The 15,263-nt window shown below is 66.3% G+C and carries 19 protein-coding genes; 7 read left to right on the top strand and 12 right to left on the bottom strand.

The window, feature by feature from the left end:
* Positions 1 to 315 precede the first annotated feature (315 nt).
* The 10 genes from ureG to ACK41U_RS17500 all read right to left on the bottom strand — a co-directional run bounded on the left by ureG (position 316) and on the right by ACK41U_RS17500 (position 7,901).
* Positions 316 to 939 (bottom strand): urease accessory protein UreG, encoded by a 624-nt coding sequence (gene ureG / locus ACK41U_RS17545; RefSeq protein WP_409683012.1) that lies wholly within the window; start codon positions 937 to 939, stop codon positions 316 to 318.
* Positions 936 to 1,592, bottom strand: coding sequence for an urease accessory protein UreF (locus ACK41U_RS17540; protein ID WP_409683010.1), 657 nt, complete (start codon positions 1,590 to 1,592; stop codon positions 936 to 938). Before ACK41U_RS17540 ends, ureG begins: the two co-directional genes overlap by 4 nt.
* Positions 1,564 to 2,085, bottom strand: coding sequence for an urease accessory protein UreE (locus ACK41U_RS17535; protein WP_409683007.1), 522 nt, complete (start codon positions 2,083 to 2,085; stop codon positions 1,564 to 1,566). Before ACK41U_RS17535 ends, ACK41U_RS17540 begins: the two co-directional genes overlap by 29 nt.
* A gap of 14 nt (positions 2,086 to 2,099) precedes the next feature.
* Positions 2,100 to 3,785, bottom strand: a complete 1,686-nt coding sequence (ureC, locus tag ACK41U_RS17530; RefSeq protein ID WP_409683004.1) for an urease subunit alpha — start codon at positions 3,783 to 3,785, stop codon at positions 2,100 to 2,102.
* The gene (locus ACK41U_RS17525) at positions 3,782 to 4,087 is read right to left on the bottom strand and encodes an urease subunit beta (protein WP_409683001.1); all 306 of its coding nucleotides are present in this window, start codon (positions 4,085 to 4,087) and stop codon (positions 3,782 to 3,784) included. Before ACK41U_RS17525 ends, ureC begins: the two co-directional genes overlap by 4 nt.
* A gap of 1 nt (position 4,088) precedes the next feature.
* The gene (locus ACK41U_RS17520; RefSeq protein ID WP_409682998.1) at positions 4,089 to 4,652 is read right to left on the bottom strand and encodes a HupE/UreJ family protein; all 564 of its coding nucleotides are present in this window, start codon (positions 4,650 to 4,652) and stop codon (positions 4,089 to 4,091) included.
* Positions 4,653 to 4,964, bottom strand: coding sequence for an urease subunit gamma (locus ACK41U_RS17515; RefSeq protein WP_409682995.1), 312 nt, complete (start codon positions 4,962 to 4,964; stop codon positions 4,653 to 4,655). It lies immediately after the preceding gene.
* A 1-nt stretch (position 4,965) separates the two neighbouring features.
* Positions 4,966 to 5,781, bottom strand: a complete 816-nt coding sequence (locus ACK41U_RS17510) for an urease accessory protein UreD (protein WP_409682992.1) — start codon at positions 5,779 to 5,781, stop codon at positions 4,966 to 4,968.
* Positions 5,782 to 5,925: 144 nt separating this feature from the next.
* A complete protein-coding gene (locus tag ACK41U_RS17505) occupies positions 5,926 to 6,690 on the bottom strand; it encodes a GNAT family N-acetyltransferase (protein WP_409683018.1) in 765 nt (254 codons plus the stop codon).
* A gap of 110 nt (positions 6,691 to 6,800) precedes the next feature.
* On the bottom strand, positions 6,801 to 7,901 hold the full coding sequence (locus ACK41U_RS17500; RefSeq protein ID WP_409682989.1) for an AI-2E family transporter: 1,101 nt from the start codon (positions 7,899 to 7,901) through the stop codon (positions 6,801 to 6,803).
* 184 nt (positions 7,902 to 8,085) lie between these two features.
* Between ACK41U_RS17500 and ndk the strand changes: the two genes are divergently transcribed.
* The 4 genes from ndk to ACK41U_RS17480 all read left to right on the top strand — a co-directional run bounded on the left by ndk (position 8,086) and on the right by ACK41U_RS17480 (position 10,805).
* Positions 8,086 to 8,508: a nucleoside-diphosphate kinase gene (ndk, locus tag ACK41U_RS17495; RefSeq protein WP_409682986.1), complete on the top strand. Its 423-nt coding sequence runs from the start codon at positions 8,086 to 8,088 to the stop codon at positions 8,506 to 8,508.
* A 168-nt stretch (positions 8,509 to 8,676) separates the two neighbouring features.
* Entirely contained in the window at positions 8,677 to 9,603 is a 927-nt protein-coding gene (fabD, locus tag ACK41U_RS17490) for an ACP S-malonyltransferase (protein ID WP_409682983.1), read from the top strand.
* A gap of 61 nt (positions 9,604 to 9,664) precedes the next feature.
* Positions 9,665 to 10,402, top strand: coding sequence for a 3-oxoacyl-ACP reductase FabG (gene fabG, locus ACK41U_RS17485; RefSeq protein ID WP_409682981.1), 738 nt, complete (start codon positions 9,665 to 9,667; stop codon positions 10,400 to 10,402).
* Between the two features lie 169 nt (positions 10,403 to 10,571).
* Entirely contained in the window at positions 10,572 to 10,805 is a 234-nt protein-coding gene (locus ACK41U_RS17480) for an acyl carrier protein (RefSeq protein ID WP_136856302.1), read from the top strand.
* A gap of 131 nt (positions 10,806 to 10,936) precedes the next feature.
* Here ACK41U_RS17480 and ACK41U_RS17475 read toward each other — a convergent pair whose 3' ends face one another.
* A complete protein-coding gene (locus ACK41U_RS17475; protein WP_409682978.1) occupies positions 10,937 to 11,755 on the bottom strand; it encodes a sulfotransferase family protein in 819 nt (272 codons plus the stop codon).
* 167 nt (positions 11,756 to 11,922) lie between these two features.
* Between ACK41U_RS17475 and ACK41U_RS17470 the strand changes: the two genes are divergently transcribed.
* Together ACK41U_RS17470 and ACK41U_RS17465 are read left to right on the top strand one after the other, a co-directional pair.
* Positions 11,923 to 13,500 (top strand): DUF5928 domain-containing protein, encoded by a 1,578-nt coding sequence (locus ACK41U_RS17470; protein ID WP_409682975.1) that lies wholly within the window; start codon positions 11,923 to 11,925, stop codon positions 13,498 to 13,500.
* 12 nt (positions 13,501 to 13,512) lie between these two features.
* Positions 13,513 to 13,896 (top strand): HIT domain-containing protein, encoded by a 384-nt coding sequence (locus tag ACK41U_RS17465; protein WP_409682973.1) that lies wholly within the window; start codon positions 13,513 to 13,515, stop codon positions 13,894 to 13,896.
* Positions 13,897 to 13,990: 94 nt separating this feature from the next.
* Here ACK41U_RS17465 and ACK41U_RS17460 read toward each other — a convergent pair whose 3' ends face one another.
* Positions 13,991 to 14,914 (bottom strand): ABC transporter ATP-binding protein, encoded by a 924-nt coding sequence (locus tag ACK41U_RS17460; protein WP_409682970.1) that lies wholly within the window; start codon positions 14,912 to 14,914, stop codon positions 13,991 to 13,993.
* Between the two features lie 159 nt (positions 14,915 to 15,073).
* Between ACK41U_RS17460 and ACK41U_RS17455 the strand changes: the two genes are divergently transcribed.
* Positions 15,074 to 15,262, top strand: coding sequence for a zinc-finger domain-containing protein (locus ACK41U_RS17455; RefSeq protein ID WP_409683015.1), 189 nt, complete (start codon positions 15,074 to 15,076; stop codon positions 15,260 to 15,262).
* The last annotated feature ends 1 nt before the right edge of the window (position 15,263 follow it).

The following is a 15,263-nucleotide window of genomic DNA, read 5'->3' as shown; positions in this document are numbered from 1 at the left end:
GCCATCGTGCCCGACAGCGAATGCAGCACGCCGATCTTGATCGGCTCGCCTTCCTGTGCGTGGGCGGTGTGGGCCAGCGTCAGGGCGCTGGTCATCATCAGGATCTTGGTCAGCCTGGTCATCGTTTCCCTATTCCCCCCGGCGCGTGGGCCGGTGTCCCTGTCTGTTTTCTTGGAAGGCGCGGCGCCCTCGCATCAGCAGAAAAATCCGAAAACAGGAATGTGGACAGGATTCGGGCACCAATCGGGCGGTCGGCGCAGCCCGTGTCACCGACGCAGGCAGACGGAGGGCCATCTGCCTGCATTATGGGCAGTCTCAGGCCGCCCGAGGGGTCAACCCGCCCTGCTCGATCAGGAAATCGACGATCTCGGCCACTCCGGCGCCATGCCGCAACTGCGCCATGATCACCGGACGGGCACCTCTTGCAGAGCGTGCATCTTTTTCAAGCTGCACCGCATCAACACCGACATGGGGGGCCAGATCGGTCTTGTTCACGACCAGCAGATCGGATCGCGCCAGCCCCGGTCCGCGCTTGCGGGGGATGTCCTGACCCGCCGCCGTGTCGATGACATAGATGGTCAGATCGGCCAGTTCCGGGCTGAAGGTCGCCGCCAGATTGTCACCCCCGGATTCGATCAGGATCAGCTCCAGATCCGGGAAGGCCGCGTTCAGATCGGCGATGGCGGCCAGGTTGATGCTGGCATCCTCGCGGATCGCGGTATGCGGGCAGCCGCCGGTTTCCACGCCCCGGATGCGGTCTGCGGGCAGGACCTGCGCGCGCATCAGCGCCTCGGCATCCTCGCGCGTGTAGATGTCATTGGTGATCACCGCCATCGACAGGCGGGGGGCCAGCGCGCGGGCCAGCTGTTCGGTCAGCGTGGTCTTGCCCGCACCGACGGGGCCGCCGATGCCGACGCGCAGTGGTCCGTTGAGGCTCATGAGCGGAAAATCCTTGTTGTCATGGTTTCGTGGCGCATGGCGGCAATGTCGGCGCCCCATGCGGCGCTGGCAAGGTCCGCCTCGGTCGCGGTGGCGCTGTCTGCGGCGCGCCTCAGGATCGCGGGGTGCAAGGCGGCCAGCATCCGCTGCCCCTCAACGGGTCCAAGCGGCAGAAAGCGCACGGCGGCGCTGATCAGGGTGGCGGCCTGCGATTGCAGAGAGGCGGCGATGATCTCGGGCGCGGGCAGGGGCAGGGCGGCGCAGGCGCGGCCAAGGGCCACGGGCAGGGCGGCGGGCGGATGAAGGGCGCCGGTCAGCGCGCTGAGGTTGGCGGCAAAGGCGGTGCCCTGCTCGACCGTTTCGGTCAGGCGCTGGCGGGTCAGGCAGGCGGCGCGGGCCAGATCGTCCAGCGCCGCAAGATCGGCACCGGGGCGCAGGGCCAGCGCCAGCAGCACCGCATCGGTGCGGCCCGCGCCGTGATCCAGCCAGTCGGCCAGCCATTGCGGCAGCGTCGCGCGCGTGACCAGCCCCTGATCCATCGCGTATTCCAGCCCCTGCGACCACGCAAAGCCGCCCACCGGAAAGGCGGGCGACAGGTATTGCGCAAGCCGCAGGCGTGCGAGGTCAGGCGTGATCATGGGCGAGGTGGTCATGCCCATGGCTGTGCGGATGAGACGGCATCTGCGCGTGGGAATGCCCGTCGCCATGGCCGTGATCATGGCCAAAGGTGCGGCCATGGCCATAGGCGCCGCCTTCGGGGCGGAACGGCATGTCCTTGCGGGTGATATTGGCCCCCAGCTTTTTCAGCATCGCCTCCAGCACATGATCCTGACGGATGATCAGCCGGTCGGCCTCGATCCGGCAGGGGGTGTGGCGGTTGCCGATATGCCAGGCGAGCCGCGCCAGATGGCCGCGCACGACCAGAACCGGCTCGGGCGCGGCGCGCACGACGATCTGGCGCCCGTCGGACAGTTCAAAAACATCGCCATCGTCCAGACTGGTGACCTCGGGCAGGTCGATCATGAAATCGCCCCCCTCGCAGGCCATGCGTTTGCGGCGCAGCAGGCGGCCCTCGTAATCCAGCAGCACCTCGCCATCAAAGGGCGCGGGCGCGTTGCGGGTAATGCTATGAGCAGTTGCGGTCATGGTGGTCTCCTCCCTCAGAAGAGGAAATAGCGCTGAGCCAGCGGCAGTTCCGTCGCCGGCTCGCAGGTTAACAATTGTCCATCGGCGCGGACCTCGTAGGTCTCGGGATCGACTTCGATTTCGGGCAGGGCGTCGTTCAGCACCATGTCCGCCTTGCCGATGTCGCGGGTGTGCTCGACCGCGATCAGGGTCTTGGACAGCGCGCTTGCCGCCCCGTCCTCCAGCCCCGCTTTCGACACAAACAGCGCCGAGGCGCGGCGCGTATGCCCCCACATGGGCCGCGAGAACATCGGCTGCACCGGGATCGAGCCGTTGGGATCGCCCATCTGCGCCACGCTGATCAGGCCGCCCACCAGCACCATCTCGGGCTTGGCGGCGAAGAAGGCGGGCGACCACAGCACCAGATCGGCGCGCTTGCCCGGCGTGACCGAGCCGATATGGGCACTGATCCCATGCGCCACCGCCGGGTTGATCGTGTATTTCGCGATATAGCGCCGCGCGCGCAGGTTGTCGTTGTCGCCCTGTTCCTCGGGCAGTCGGCCGCGCTGCTGGCGCATCTTGGATGCCGTCTGCCAGGTGCGAATGATGACCTCGCCGATCCGGCCCATCGCCTGACTGTCCGAGGAAATCACCGAAAACGCGCCCAGATCGTGCAGGATATCCTCGGCGGCGATCGTCTCACGGCGGATGCGGGATTCGGCAAATGAGACATCTTCGGGCACGCGGCGGTCCAGATGGTGACACACCATCAGCATGTCCAGATGCTCTTCGACCGTGTTGGCCGTATAGGGCCGCGTCGGGTTGGTGGATGAGGGCAGCACGTTGGCCATCCCCACCATGCGCATGATGTCGGGGGCATGGCCGCCGCCCGCGCCCTCGGTGTGATAGGCGTGGATGGTGCGGCCCGCGATGGCGGCCATCGTATCCTCGACGAACCCCGATTCGTTCAGCGTGTCGGTGTGGATCATCACCTGCACGTCCATCTGATCGGCCACGGTCAGGCAGTTGTCGATGGCGGCGGGGGTGGTGCCCCAATCCTCGTGCAGCTTCAGGGCGCAGGCGCCCGCGCGGACCTGTTCGATCAGCGGCGCGGGGACCGATGAGTTGCCCTTGGCGGCGATGCCCACATTGACGGGCAGGTCGGCGCAGGCCTCCAGCATGCGGGCGATGTGCCACGGGCCGGGCGTGCAGGTGGTGGCCAGCGTGCCATGGGCGGGGCCGGTGCCGCCGCCCAGAATGGTGGTGATGCCCGAATGCAGGGCGTGATCGACCTGCTGGGGGCAGATGAAGTGGATGTGGCAGTCGAACCCGCCGGGCGTCAGGATGCGGCCTTCACCTGCGATGATCTCGGTGGCGGGGCCGATGATGAGGGTCACGCCGGGCTGGGTGTCGGGGTTGCCCGCCTTGCCGATGCCCGCGATCAGCCCGTCTTTCAGGCCCACATCGGCCTTGGTGATGCCCTGATGGTCAAAGACCACGACGCCGGTGATGACGGTATCCATCGCCCCGCCGTCGCGGGTGACCTGAGACTGACCCATCCCGTCGCGCACGACCTTGCCGCCGCCGAACTTGACCTCCTCTCCCGGGATGGTCAGGTCGCGTTCGACCTCGATGATGATCTCGGTATCGGCCAGACGGATGCGGTCGCCCTTGGTGGGACCATAAAGACCCGCGTAATCGGCCCGTGACAGCGTGGTCATAGCGCCCCCATGATCTGGCCGCGAAAGCCCTGCACGATGCGGTTGCCCGCGTAGCCGACCAGAGTGACCTCGCGCGACTGGCCCGGCTCGAACCGGACGGCGGTGCCGGCGGGGATCGCCAGCCGCATGCCGCGCGCGGCGGCGCGGTCAAAATCCAGCGCCGGGTTGGTCTCGGCGAAATGATAGTGGCTGCCGACCTGAATGGGGCGGTCGCCGGTATTGGCGATCATCAGAGTGATCGTCTCGCGGCCCTCGTTCAGGCGGATGTCACCATCGGGGGTCAGGATCTCTCCGGGGATCATCTCAGCCTCCGAAGGCCAGAAACAAGCCTGCGACCGAGGCGGCGCCGCCCATCACGCGCAACTCCACCCCCCGCGACAGCAGGCGCCCCAGGCCGATGCCCGCCAGGTGCAGCGCCATCGTCCCCAGCGCAAACCCCGCCGCATAGAGTGCCAGCCCGGTCGTCGGACCCTCGGCGCCATGCGCCCAGCCATGGGCCGCGCCAAAGACCGCGACCATCGGCACCAGCACCGCCAGCGGCAACCGGGCGGCCATCGCCACCAGCACGCCGAGGATCACCACCGAGGCCAGAATCATCGGTTCGACCGCCGGAAAGGCCATCCCGCCCGCCCCCATCGCGCCGCCCGCAACCATGGCGGCGACGAAGGTCAGCGGCAGCGCCCAGATGGCCCGCCCGCCCAGCTGGGAGGCCAGGAAGCCAAGCGCGACCATCGCCAGCAGGTGATCGGCGCCGCCGACCGGGTGGGCGATGCCATAGATGAACTGGCCGGTGTCATGGTCATGGCCGGGATGGGCCAGCGCGACCGAGGGCGCCAGCAGGGCGGGGAGAAGGAGCAGGCGTTTCATTCAGGCCTCCTGACGGATGGGGTGGTGGACGGTGACCAGTTTGGTGCCGTCGGGAAAGGTGGCCTCGACCTGCACCGATTCGATCATGTCGGGGATGCCGGGCATGCACTGATCGGCGGTGATCACATGCCCGCCCGCCTGCATCAGGTCGGCGACCGTGCGGCCGTCTCGTGCGCCCTCGACCACGAAATCGGTGATCAGGGCGATGGCTTCGGGGTGGTTCAGCTTGACGCCGCGCGACAGGCGGCCTCGGGCGACCATGGCGGCGACCGAGACCAGCAGTTTCTCGCGTTCGCGGGGGGATAGGTTCATGTCAGACCTGCCAGATACGGGGAAGAGGGTCGGGGCGGAGGACAGTCAGCAACCGGTTGATCTGACGGCGCAGCGGCCAGCCGTCAACCGCCAGCAGGCGGATCACCAGCCGTCCGGGGGGCGCGCTGGCCGCAGCCTGCACGCCCGGCTCGTCCAGCACGGCGCGGGCGCGGTCCAGCAGGTCGGGGGCATGGGGGGCGATCATCGCCATGGTGGCCAGCGCGGGCGCGCCGCCGGTCAGCGCCGGGCCGCCCATGCGCGGCAGGGTCGCGTCGTCCAGCGCAAGCGCGTCATGGTGCACGACGCGGCCCGCACGGCGCACGATGCGGCGATCGCGCAGATGCAGGGCGGTCGGACGCTCGCCCATGGCCAGACGGCCCAGCACCAGCATTTCCAGCAGCAGGCAGCCCGCATCGGGGGCCAGATCGACGGTCGTTTCGCGTTCCAGCCGGGCGCCGTCAAAGAGGATGGTTTCCTGCGGCAGCCAGTCCAGCCAGCCGCCCGCCGCAACGCTCAGCGCCACCTCGGCGCGTGCCGGGCCGGTGGTGGCGCGATAGGCGCGCTCGGCGGTCTGGGTGGTGGCAAGGGCGCGGGTGCCCGCACGCAGATCGACCCCAAAGCGCAGCCGGTCGTCCGAGGCCAGCCCGCCCGAGGTGTTCAGAAACACGATTTCGGGCAGACCCGCCGTCATCCGCGGCAGCATCGCCTTGGCCGAGCCCTGCTGCGCCAGATCCACAAGACCGCGCGGACCCATCACGACATGCGCGGCACCCCGGCTGCGCTGCATTCTGGAACTGGGGGGCGTTGTGTCGAACATATGGGCAGAGGGCGGCGCAAGCCGGGCAAGGTCAATGTGATGTGGGTCGATTGCTGCCCCTCTTGCGGGCAGGAAGGGTGAATTTGCCGAAATAATGCGCATCGTGCCTGCGCTGCGGGCGGCGACCGAACGCCTCAGGTATCGTCAGGCGGGCTGGCTCAGCATCGCCTGCAACAGCCGCTTGCGGGCCGGGGGGATGGCGCGAATCTCAAGCCCGGTGAAGACATGCATGGTGCGCAGCACCGGGTCGACCACGGCATGGTCGCTGACCCAGCCGCCCATCGCCAGATAGCTGCGCAGCAGCGGCGGCATGGCGGCCATGGCGCGCTTGGGGTCGGGCTTGCGCAGGCGCAGGGCGCGGGCAAACCGGAACACGCTTGGCGCCTTGACGCGCGGCCACCAGCGGCGCGGCGCCAGATGGCGTTCCTTGAGCATGGTGAAGGCTTCGGCATGGGGCTCGGGCTCGCAGCCGAAAAAGCTGGAGCAGCCGAACAGCATCTCGACGCCGCTTTCGGCGACGAACCGGGTCATGGCGGCCCATGCGATTCGCACGATATTGGGGTCGTGGCGGTCCGGGTGGATGCAGAAGCGGCCCATCTCGACCATGGGACCGTCAAAGCCCTCAAGCGCGCGCAGGTCATAGAACTGGGCGGAATAGCTGCGCGCGATCTGCGATCCGTCGGTCAGAGGCAGGAACCGGAAACAACAGACCAGCGCGCCGGTCTGCACGTCCTCGACCAGCATATGCTGGCATTCTGCATCCAGATCGTCGGTGTCCAGAACCTGACCGTCATCGGCCTCGCCGTTGCGGGCGTGAAAGCAGATCCAGCGCAGGCGCTGCGCGGCGCGCAGATCCTGCGGCGTTTCGGCCAGTCTGGCGCGGTATTGGCCCTTGTGGATCGGCTGCATCGTCATGGCACCCTCTGGCGGATATCGTGCCAGGTTAGCCTATCCATGTGTCGGAAACGCGAAGGCGTCAACATCGCCGTGGCGGCGGGCGGAAAGCCGCCGCCCGCAGGTCAGTCCAGTTCGTCGCCCAGCACATCCTCGACATAGACCCGGCGGACAAGGACGATGGCCACGACAAGCAGCGGGGTGGCCAACAGGACACCGACAATGCCGAACAGGCTGCTGAAGGCCATGATGGCGATGACGGTCATGGCGGGCGGCAGGCTGACGGCATAGCGCTGGATCAGCGGCAGGATGATCTCGCCGTCGATCACCTGGATGACGACGAACAGGATCGCCACCTGAACCGCCAGATCAAAGCCCTGCGTCAGCGAAAACAGCACCGCGATGGCCCCCGACACGAACGGCCCGATGATCGGCACGATGTTGGTCAGCCCCGCGATCAGCGCCAGCAGGAACGCCAGCGGCACACCCAAAAGCCACAGCCCGATCCCCGCCATGACGGCGACGGCCAGCATGTCCAGCGCCTGACCGCCCATCCACAGGCCCAGCTTGTGGCCCATCTCGTCCAGGATCTGCCCGGCGCGCGGGCGGTGGCGGATCGGGACAAGCATGACCGCGCCCCCCCGGTAACGCTCGGCCTCCAGCGCCACATACAGCGCGACGACCAGCATCAGAATGACCGAAGACACCCCGCCGATCGTGGCGTTCAAGGCGCCCGACAGGGTGCTGAACAGATCGGGCAGGCGCTGCGCCATCTCGGCGGCGCTGCCGCCCAGATCGCCACCGTCCTCCAGCTGATCCTCGACCGCATCGCCCACGAAGGTGCCCGAGATCCAGTCGTTCAGCATCTCCCATGATTCGGGGATGCCTTCGATCAGCTGGCTGAACTGCTCGGACACGGCGGGGCCCGCCAGCCGCACGATCCCCGCAAGCACGCCGATCACCGCCAGCAGCACGACCAGCACGCCGATCTTGACATTGAGCCCCAGCAGCCGGTGCAGCGCCCGCGCCCCTGCGCGCAATGCAATGGCCAGCAGGATGGCGCCGAAGGTCAGCAGCAGCACATGCGACCAGAAGGCGATTGCCGCCGCCAGCACGACCAGCGACAGCGCCGCGATCAGTGTGCTGATGGTGATCGCACGGTGCGGCGCCGGCGTCTCGGGTCGGGTTTGGGGCAGGGTGGCGGGCGGTGGCGTGATGTCTGACATTCAACGGTCCCGGTTGTGAACAAGGCCGGGACGCATGCCCCCGCAGCCACATAAGCGCCCGGCGCCGCTGGCGGTTCCGTGCGGGGGCTGTGCGCTGGCCTTGCCGGTTGCGGGCAAGCCTGCTAACCGGGCGCGGATCACGGCAGGCGGGCCGGACCCGCCCCCAACAGACAAGGTGAGACCCATGGCCCTCGAACGCACGCTTTCCATCATCAAGCCCGACGCGACCCGCCGCAACCTGACCGGCAAGATCAACGCCAAGTTCGAGGATGCCGGTCTGCGCATCGTTGCACAAAAGCGCATCAAGCTGTCGGCCGAGCAGGCGGGCAAGTTCTACGAAGTCCACAAGGACCGCCCTTTCTATGGCGAACTGGTCGAGTTCATGGCGTCCGAGCCGGTCGTCGTGCAGGTGCTGGAAGGCGAAGGCGCCATTGCCAAGAACCGCGAAGTGATGGGCGCCACCAACCCGGCACAGGCCGATGCCGGCACCATCCGCAAGGAATTCGCGCTGTCGGTCGGCGAGAACTCGGTCCACGGTTCGGACGCGCCGGAAACGGCTGCGGAAGAGATCGCGTTCTTCTTCTCGGGCCTTGAACTGGTCGGCTGAGACCGTTCCACCTGATGAATTGCGGTGAAAGGGGGCCTTGCGGTCCCCTTTTTCTTTGCGCGGGCCGCTGCGGGCTTTGGCTGCGGGCTTCGCTTGCGGGCTTTGGTTGCGGCAGGGTCGCGCAGGCGCTATGCCCAAGTGCAATGCAATGATTTCAGGGAGACCCCCATGCGGGCATTCGTGTTTCCGGGGCAAGGTGCGCAGACCATCGGCATGGGCCGCGATCTGGCGGCGGCCTATCCAGCCGCGCGCGACGTGTTTGACGAGGTTGACGAGGCTCTGGGCGAGAAGCTGTCCGCCCTGATCTGGGAGGGGGATGCCGACACGCTGACCCTGACGCAGAACGCCCAGCCCGCGCTGATGGCCACCTCGATCGCGGCCTTCCGCGCGCTGGAGGCCGAGGGCATCAACATCATGGACGCCAATTTCGTGGCCGGTCATTCGCTTGGCGAGTATTCGGCCCTGTGTGCGGCGGGCGCGCTGGCGCTGTCGGATACGGCGCGGCTGCTGCGGATGCGCGGGCAGGCCATGCAGGAGGCCGTGCCGGTCGGCATCGGCGCCATGGCCGCGATCCTGGGGCTGGATTTCGAGACGGTCGACCGGATCGTGCGCGAGGTGGCGGGCGATGAGGTGGTGCAGGCCGCCAATGACAACGATCCGGGTCAGGTGGTGATTTCAGGCCACAAGGCCGCGGTCGAGCGTGCGGCCGAGGCGCTGAAGGCTGCGGGCGCCAGGCGGGCCCTGATGCTGCCGGTGTCGGCGCCGTTCCATTCGGTGCTGATGCAGCCTGCGGCGGCGGTGATGGCCGATGCGCTGGCGGCGGTGGATATTCAGCCGCCCGCCGTGCCGCTGATCGCCAATGTGCGCGCCGAGGCGGTGATCGAGCCGGGCGCAATCCGGCGGCTGCTGGTCGAGCAGGTGACCGGCACGGTGCGCTGGCGCGAATCCATCGCCAATATGGCCGAGGCGGGCGTGACCGAGTTCTGGGAAATCGGGGCGGGCAAGGCGCTGTCGGGGATGATCAAGCGGATCGCGAAAGACGTGACGGTCAGGAATGTCGGCGTTCCGGGCGATATTGCGGCGCTGAAGGGCTGAGGGCGGACCGGGGCGCTGCCCCGGACCCCGGGATATTTGAATGAAGAAGAAGGGGCTTGGGATGTTCGATCTGACGGGGAAGACGGCGCTGGTGACGGGCGCCTCGGGTGGGATCGGCGGTGCGGTGGCCGAGACGTTGCATGCCGCCGGGGCCACGGTGGCCCTGTCGGGCACGCGCGAGGCGCCCTTGCGCGAGCTGGCCGAAAAGCTGGGCGGGCGGGCGCATGTCGTGACCGCCAATCTGGGCGACCCGGAGGCGGTGCTGGCGCTGCCGAAGGCCGCGGCCGAGGCGATGGGCTCGGTCGATATTCTGGTCAACAATGCGGGCATCACCCGCGACAACCTGTTCATGCGCATGTCCGACGAGGAATGGGCGCAGGTGCTGGATGTGAACCTGACCAGCGTGTTCAAGCTGTCGCGCGGGGTTCTGCGCGGCATGATGAAGGCGCGCTGGGGGCGGATCGTGAATATCACCTCGGTCGTGGGGACGACGGGCAATCCGGGCCAGGGCAATTATGCCGCGGCCAAGGCCGGGCTGGTCGGCATGTCCAAATCGCTGGCCTATGAGGTGGCCAGCCGGGGCATCACCGTGAACTGCGTGGCACCGGGCTTTATCGCCACCGCCATGACCGACAAGCTGACCGAGGATCAGAAGGGCAAGATCCTGACCCAGATTCCCGCCGGGCAGATGGGCAGCCCCGCCGATATTGCGGCGGCGGTTCTGTATCTGGCCAGCCCGCAGGCGGGCTATGTCACCGGCGCCACGCTGCACGTGAATGGCGGCATGGCGATGATCTGAGGCGGGGGCGTCCGGATGCCCGCCATCACGCGGCTGTGCAAAAGCGGTTGCATGAGGGTTCTCGGGTGCTATATCCCCGCCTTTAGCAGCAGGGGAACCGCCCTGTGCTGAACCGGGCCTTCGGGACCGTGCAAACATGGGCGGATGCCCGCGACAATGAGGATATGACATGAGCGATATCGCTGATCGCGTGAAAAAGATCGTGGTCGAGCATCTGGGTGTCGATGAGGACAAAGTGGTCGAAACCGCTTCGTTCATCGACGATCTGGGCGCCGACAGCCTCGACACCGTCGAGCTGGTCATGGCTTTCGAGGAAGAGTTCGGGATCGAGATCCCCGATGACGCTGCCGAAACCATCCAGACCGTCGGCGATGCGGTGACCTTCATCAAGGGCGCGGTCTGATCCGCAGCCTCTGACCTGTTCTGCACCGGTCAGACGAGCGGCGCCCCTGCAAGGGAGGCGCCGTTTTTTTTAATGCCCGTCGATCTTTCGGAATGACCCGGCCGCGCTGGGGGCTGGGTCGCCCGTGGCGGTTAGCGGCCCAGCTTGGCGTGAACCTCGTCCAGATCAACCTCGCCGACGGGGAACTTGTTGTCCGGATTGTCAAAATCATAGCGGAACAGCTGGAAATCATCCTTGTAGATTTCCCAGATCAGGTGGCGCGACAGATCGTCGAAATACTCGCTGACCTTATGCGCGCGCTTGGGGCCGTGCCCTTCGGATTCGTTGAAGCGCGGCACCTCGGCCAGATCCAGCGCGACACGGGTTTGCGCCGCGTCCAGCACCTTCTGCATGCCGTCATTGAAAGTCTCGGTAAAGAAGATCTGGTCGTAATGCCCCCCATTCACGATGAAGGTCGAGATGTGGCCTGACATCGCCGACCAGTGAATGTCCGGCTCCATCGGCTTGCGGAACCGGATGGTGTCGCGTGCGAACAGCAAAAAGCGGCGGAAGCTGGCGACCTGATCGAAGTCGAACCCGTTTTCGGGGCTGCCGACGTCGATGCCGTAGCGCTGAACCAGCTGCGGCACCAGATTGCCGCGATAGCGGCGCCCGTTGCGCTGGATGCCCGCGATCTTGTCAAAGAACGACGACAGAATCCGGGCATAGGGATTGCGCACGCAGGTAAAGGTGATGGCGTCGCGGGCGTGGACGGCGCGCTCGATCGGGGCGTGGCTGTGCTCTTGCGCCCATTTGTGCAGCCCATCGGTCGAATCGTGAATGTCGCCATCGAAAAACCGGCCATGATCCGAATAGAACATGATCTGACCAATGGTCGAGCAGGCGCATTTCGGCACCACCCGATAGATCATGCTTTCGCTTTCCGTCATCCAGACGCCGGGAAATCCCATCGTTACTCTACTCCGAACTTGGCACACCACCCGACTGTTGGGCGAAAAGGGCCGTGCTGCTTGCCCCATCGGCAAAAACGTTTACACACAGAAACCAAAACTGCACGAGAGATTCAACGGCTTACATCAACCTGTACCAAGACCATCCCAGGGGCCTGTAAAGATTCATGGCGCGAATAGCCTTCATACTGCTGACGCACAAGGACCCCGAGGGGGTCATCGAACAGGCGCGACGGCTGACGGCAACCGGCGATTTCGTGTCGATCCACTTTGACAAGCGGGCGCCGCAGGCGATGTATCAGCGTCTCAGGGACGCACTTGGCGATCATCCGGGTGTCACATTTGCCGCCCGACGGCTGAAATGCGGCTGGGGCGAGTGGTCGCTGGTGGCCGCCACACTGGAGGCGTTGCGGGCCGCCGAAGCCGCCTTTCCGCAGGCCACGCATTTTTACATGCTGTCGGGCGATTGCATGCCGGTGAAATCGGCGGAATTCGCGCGCAACTGGCTGGACGCCGAAGATTGCGACTATATCGAAAGCTTTGATTTCTTCGAAAGCGACTGGATCAAGACGGGCTTCAAGGAAGAGCGGCTGACCTATCGCCACTGGTTCAACGAACGCACGCAGAAATGGCTGTTCTACACCAGCTTTCACGTCCAGCAGCGGCTTCGCCTGACGCGTGCAATCCCCAGCGATCTGCAGGTGATGATCGGGTCGCAATGGTGGTGCCTGCGCCGCCAGACGGTCGAGGCGATCCTTGATCTGGTGCAGAACCGCCCGGACATCCGGCGATTTTTCGCGACCACCTGGATCCCGGACGAGACCTTTTTTCAGACCCTCGTGTCGCATCTGGTGCCCAAGACGCAGATCCGGTCGCGCACGCTGACCTTTCTGATATTCACCGATTACGGGATGCCGGTCACCTTTTACAACGATCACTACGACCTGCTGCTGCGCCAGGACTATCTGTTCGCGCGCAAGATCAGCCCCGAGGCGCTGGATCTGCGCGAAAGGCTGGGCGCGTTGTGGCAGGCCAAAGGGCAGGATTTCGCCATCACCGCCGAGGGGCGGCGGCTGTTTGCCTTCCTCGTGGATCGCGGCCGGATCGGTCGCCGATTCGCGCCCCGGTTCTGGGAAAAGGACGGATCGCTTGGGGCGGGCAGGGTGCTCAATATTGTCGTGGCAAAGAAATGGCATGTGGCCAAGCGGTTGACCGACCGCGTGCGCGCCCTGACGCCGATCCCCGCAGTGGATTACATCTTCAACGAGCTTGAGGCCGGTCTGCCCGACATGGGCGGCGTCGCCACCACCCTGGCCAAGCGCGAGCGGCACCGGCGGGCGCTGATCAAGCTGTTGTTCGATCAGTACGAAAGCAGCCAGCTGGTCCTGTGCGTCGATCCGTCGGCGCTCAGTCTCATTGCGGATCTGAACAACGACCGGGCCGAGGTGCGCATCCTGTTCATGGATTGCGGCTTTGATGACGACTATATCCGCGGCCATATGATGCGCGTCGGGCTGGTCAGCGACAGTGCCCCCGGCGATGTGATCGAACGGCTGCTGCCCGTGGTGCGCGACGATCTGGATCACGAGGCCGATCGCCTGAAAGAAAGCGACTTTCAGCACCTGTCGACGGTGGCCGAAGACGCTCCGGTCGAACGGAACGCTGCGACCATCGCGCGCTTTCTGGGGGTGGGCGATGCGCTCGCGCGCCAGATCGCCGGAACGCCGCATCTCTTTGCAGACTAGAAAGGACGACCGATGGCACCCGCCTATGATACCAGCAATATCTTCGCCCGCATCCTGCGCGGTGAAATTCCGGCACAGCGCGTGGCCGAAAACGATCACGCGCTGGCCTTCCGCGACATCTCACCCAAGGCGCCGGTGCATGTGCTGGTGATTCCCAAGGGCGCCTATGTCGATTTCGCCGATTTCTCGGCCAATGCCCCGGACGCCGAGATCGCCGCCTTCATGCGCCTGTGCGCCGAGGTCGCCGCCGCCGAGGGCCTGGGTCTGGAACAGGGCGGTCAGGGCTTCCGCGCCATCACCAATGCCGGCCCGCATGGCGTGCAGGAGGTGCCGCATTTCCACCTGCACATCCTTGGCGGCAGGGTCATGGGCCCGATGGTCAGCCTGCGCGACTGAGCCTTTGCCTTGGGCAAAATATCCCGGGGTGAGGCCCGGCACGGGCCGAGGGGCAGCGCCCCTCTGCCAGCCTCCCGGCCCGCGCGCGTCCTGATCAGTCGCGGGTCAGTTCGACAAAGACCTGTTCCAGATCGGGCTGTTCGGTGGCGACGTCCAGAATCGGAATGCCCGCCTGCCGCAGCGCGTCGATGATCTGGTCGGCGCGCAGGAGAGAGGGCGGATAGCTGATCGCCAGCCGCCCGTCGGCCCGGCGCAGGGCCCGCGCGCCCTCGGGCAGGGGCGGCAGATCGACGGGGCCGCCCGTGTCCAGCAGCAGTGTCTTGCCATCGGTGCGCGCCAGCAGATCGCGGGTGTTCTGCCGCACGATCAGCTCGCCATGGTTGATGATGGCGATCTCGTCGCACATCTGCTCGGCCTCTTCCAGATAATGGGTGGTCAGGATGATCGTCATGCCCTGCTGGTTCAGGCGGCGGACATTGGCCCACAGCATCTGGCGCAGGGTGATGTCCACGCCTGCCGTCGGCTCGTCCAGCACCAGAATCTGCGGGCGATGCACCAGCGCCTTGGCCAGCAGCAGGCGTCGCTTCATCCCCCCCGACAGGCTGCGCGCATAGGCATTGGCCTGATCGGTCAGGCCGACCAGCGCCAGCAGCTCATCGGTCCAGCGCTCCGATTTCGGCACCCCGTACAGGCCCGCCTGCACCTCCAGACTGGCGCGGGGGGTAAAGAACGGGTCCATGTTCAGTTCCTGCGGCATGACCCCGATGGCGGCGCGCGACTGGCGCGGGTTCACGTCCTGATCGAACCCCCAGATGGTTACCCGGCCTGCGGTCTTGTTCACCAGACCGGCCAGAATGTTGATCATGGTGGACTTGCCCGCGCCATTCGGCCCCAGCAGGCCAAAGATGCTGCCCGCCGGAATGGCCAGGTCGATGCCCTTCAGCGCCTCTTTGGCGGGCGCATTGCCCTGCGCGGCATATGTCTTGCGCAGGCCCGAGATTTCGATGGCATGGCTCATGGTGCGGTCCTCGGATGGCTTGCGAAGGCAGGCGGGGCTGCGTAAACGGGGTTAGACCAGATGATGCAAGCCGCCACAAGAAGGCCAGCCATGACCCAGCCCCCGCTTGAACACGTCACGCCCGAGAACGCGCTTTCGACCGAGACCGGCCCCGAAACCCTGTCGATGCCTGCCCCCGTCACCGAGGTGGTGACCCGCTGGCGCGTGTGCTGCGACGGCGATGACGGGGCAGGGCTGGGCCATCCGCGCGTCTGGCTGGCGATCTCGCCCGAGATGGGGTTCGTCGATTGCGGCTATTGCGACAAGCGCTTTGTCATCGACCGCGCCCATGCCGGGGACGATCACTAAC

This window comes from Paracoccus sp. (in: a-proteobacteria) (assembly GCF_046289755.1).
Lineage (GTDB): Bacteria > Pseudomonadota > Alphaproteobacteria > Rhodobacterales > Rhodobacteraceae > Paracoccus.
Note: the sequence above shows the minus strand (reverse complement) of the source record. Positions and strands in the feature narration are given on the sequence as shown.

Bases quoted from the DNA above. Each gene is read 5' to 3' on its own strand.
- ureG (WP_409683012.1), bottom strand. From the start codon at position 939: ATGAGCCTCAACGGACCACTGCGCGTCGGCATCGGCGGCCCCGTCGGT.
- ACK41U_RS17540 (WP_409683010.1), bottom strand. From the start codon at position 1,592: ATGACCACCTCGCCCATGATCACGCCTGACCTCGCACGCCTGCGGCTT.
- ACK41U_RS17535 (WP_409683007.1), bottom strand. From the start codon at position 2,085: ATGACCGCAACTGCTCATAGCATTACCCGCAACGCGCCCGCGCCCTTT.
- ureC (WP_409683004.1), bottom strand. From the start codon at position 3,785: ATGACCACGCTGTCACGGGCCGATTACGCGGGTCTTTATGGTCCCACC.
- ACK41U_RS17525 (WP_409683001.1), bottom strand. From the start codon at position 4,087: ATGATCCCCGGAGAGATCCTGACCCCCGATGGTGACATCCGCCTGAAC.
- ACK41U_RS17520 (WP_409682998.1), bottom strand. From the start codon at position 4,652: ATGAAACGCCTGCTCCTTCTCCCCGCCCTGCTGGCGCCCTCGGTCGCG.
- ACK41U_RS17515 (WP_409682995.1), bottom strand. From the start codon at position 4,964: ATGAACCTATCCCCCCGCGAACGCGAGAAACTGCTGGTCTCGGTCGCC.
- ACK41U_RS17510 (WP_409682992.1), bottom strand. From the start codon at position 5,781: ATGTTCGACACAACGCCCCCCAGTTCCAGAATGCAGCGCAGCCGGGGT.
- ACK41U_RS17505 (WP_409683018.1), bottom strand. From the start codon at position 6,690: ATGCAGCCGATCCACAAGGGCCAATACCGCGCCAGACTGGCCGAAACG.
- ACK41U_RS17500 (WP_409682989.1), bottom strand. From the start codon at position 7,901: ATGTCAGACATCACGCCACCGCCCGCCACCCTGCCCCAAACCCGACCC.
- ndk (WP_409682986.1), top strand. From the start codon at position 8,086: ATGGCCCTCGAACGCACGCTTTCCATCATCAAGCCCGACGCGACCCGC.
- fabD (WP_409682983.1), top strand. From the start codon at position 8,677: ATGCGGGCATTCGTGTTTCCGGGGCAAGGTGCGCAGACCATCGGCATG.
- fabG (WP_409682981.1), top strand. From the start codon at position 9,665: ATGTTCGATCTGACGGGGAAGACGGCGCTGGTGACGGGCGCCTCGGGT.
- ACK41U_RS17480 (WP_136856302.1), top strand. From the start codon at position 10,572: ATGAGCGATATCGCTGATCGCGTGAAAAAGATCGTGGTCGAGCATCTG.
- ACK41U_RS17475 (WP_409682978.1), bottom strand. From the start codon at position 11,755: ATGGGATTTCCCGGCGTCTGGATGACGGAAAGCGAAAGCATGATCTAT.
- ACK41U_RS17470 (WP_409682975.1), top strand. From the start codon at position 11,923: ATGGCGCGAATAGCCTTCATACTGCTGACGCACAAGGACCCCGAGGGG.
- ACK41U_RS17465 (WP_409682973.1), top strand. From the start codon at position 13,513: ATGGCACCCGCCTATGATACCAGCAATATCTTCGCCCGCATCCTGCGC.
- ACK41U_RS17460 (WP_409682970.1), bottom strand. From the start codon at position 14,914: ATGAGCCATGCCATCGAAATCTCGGGCCTGCGCAAGACATATGCCGCG.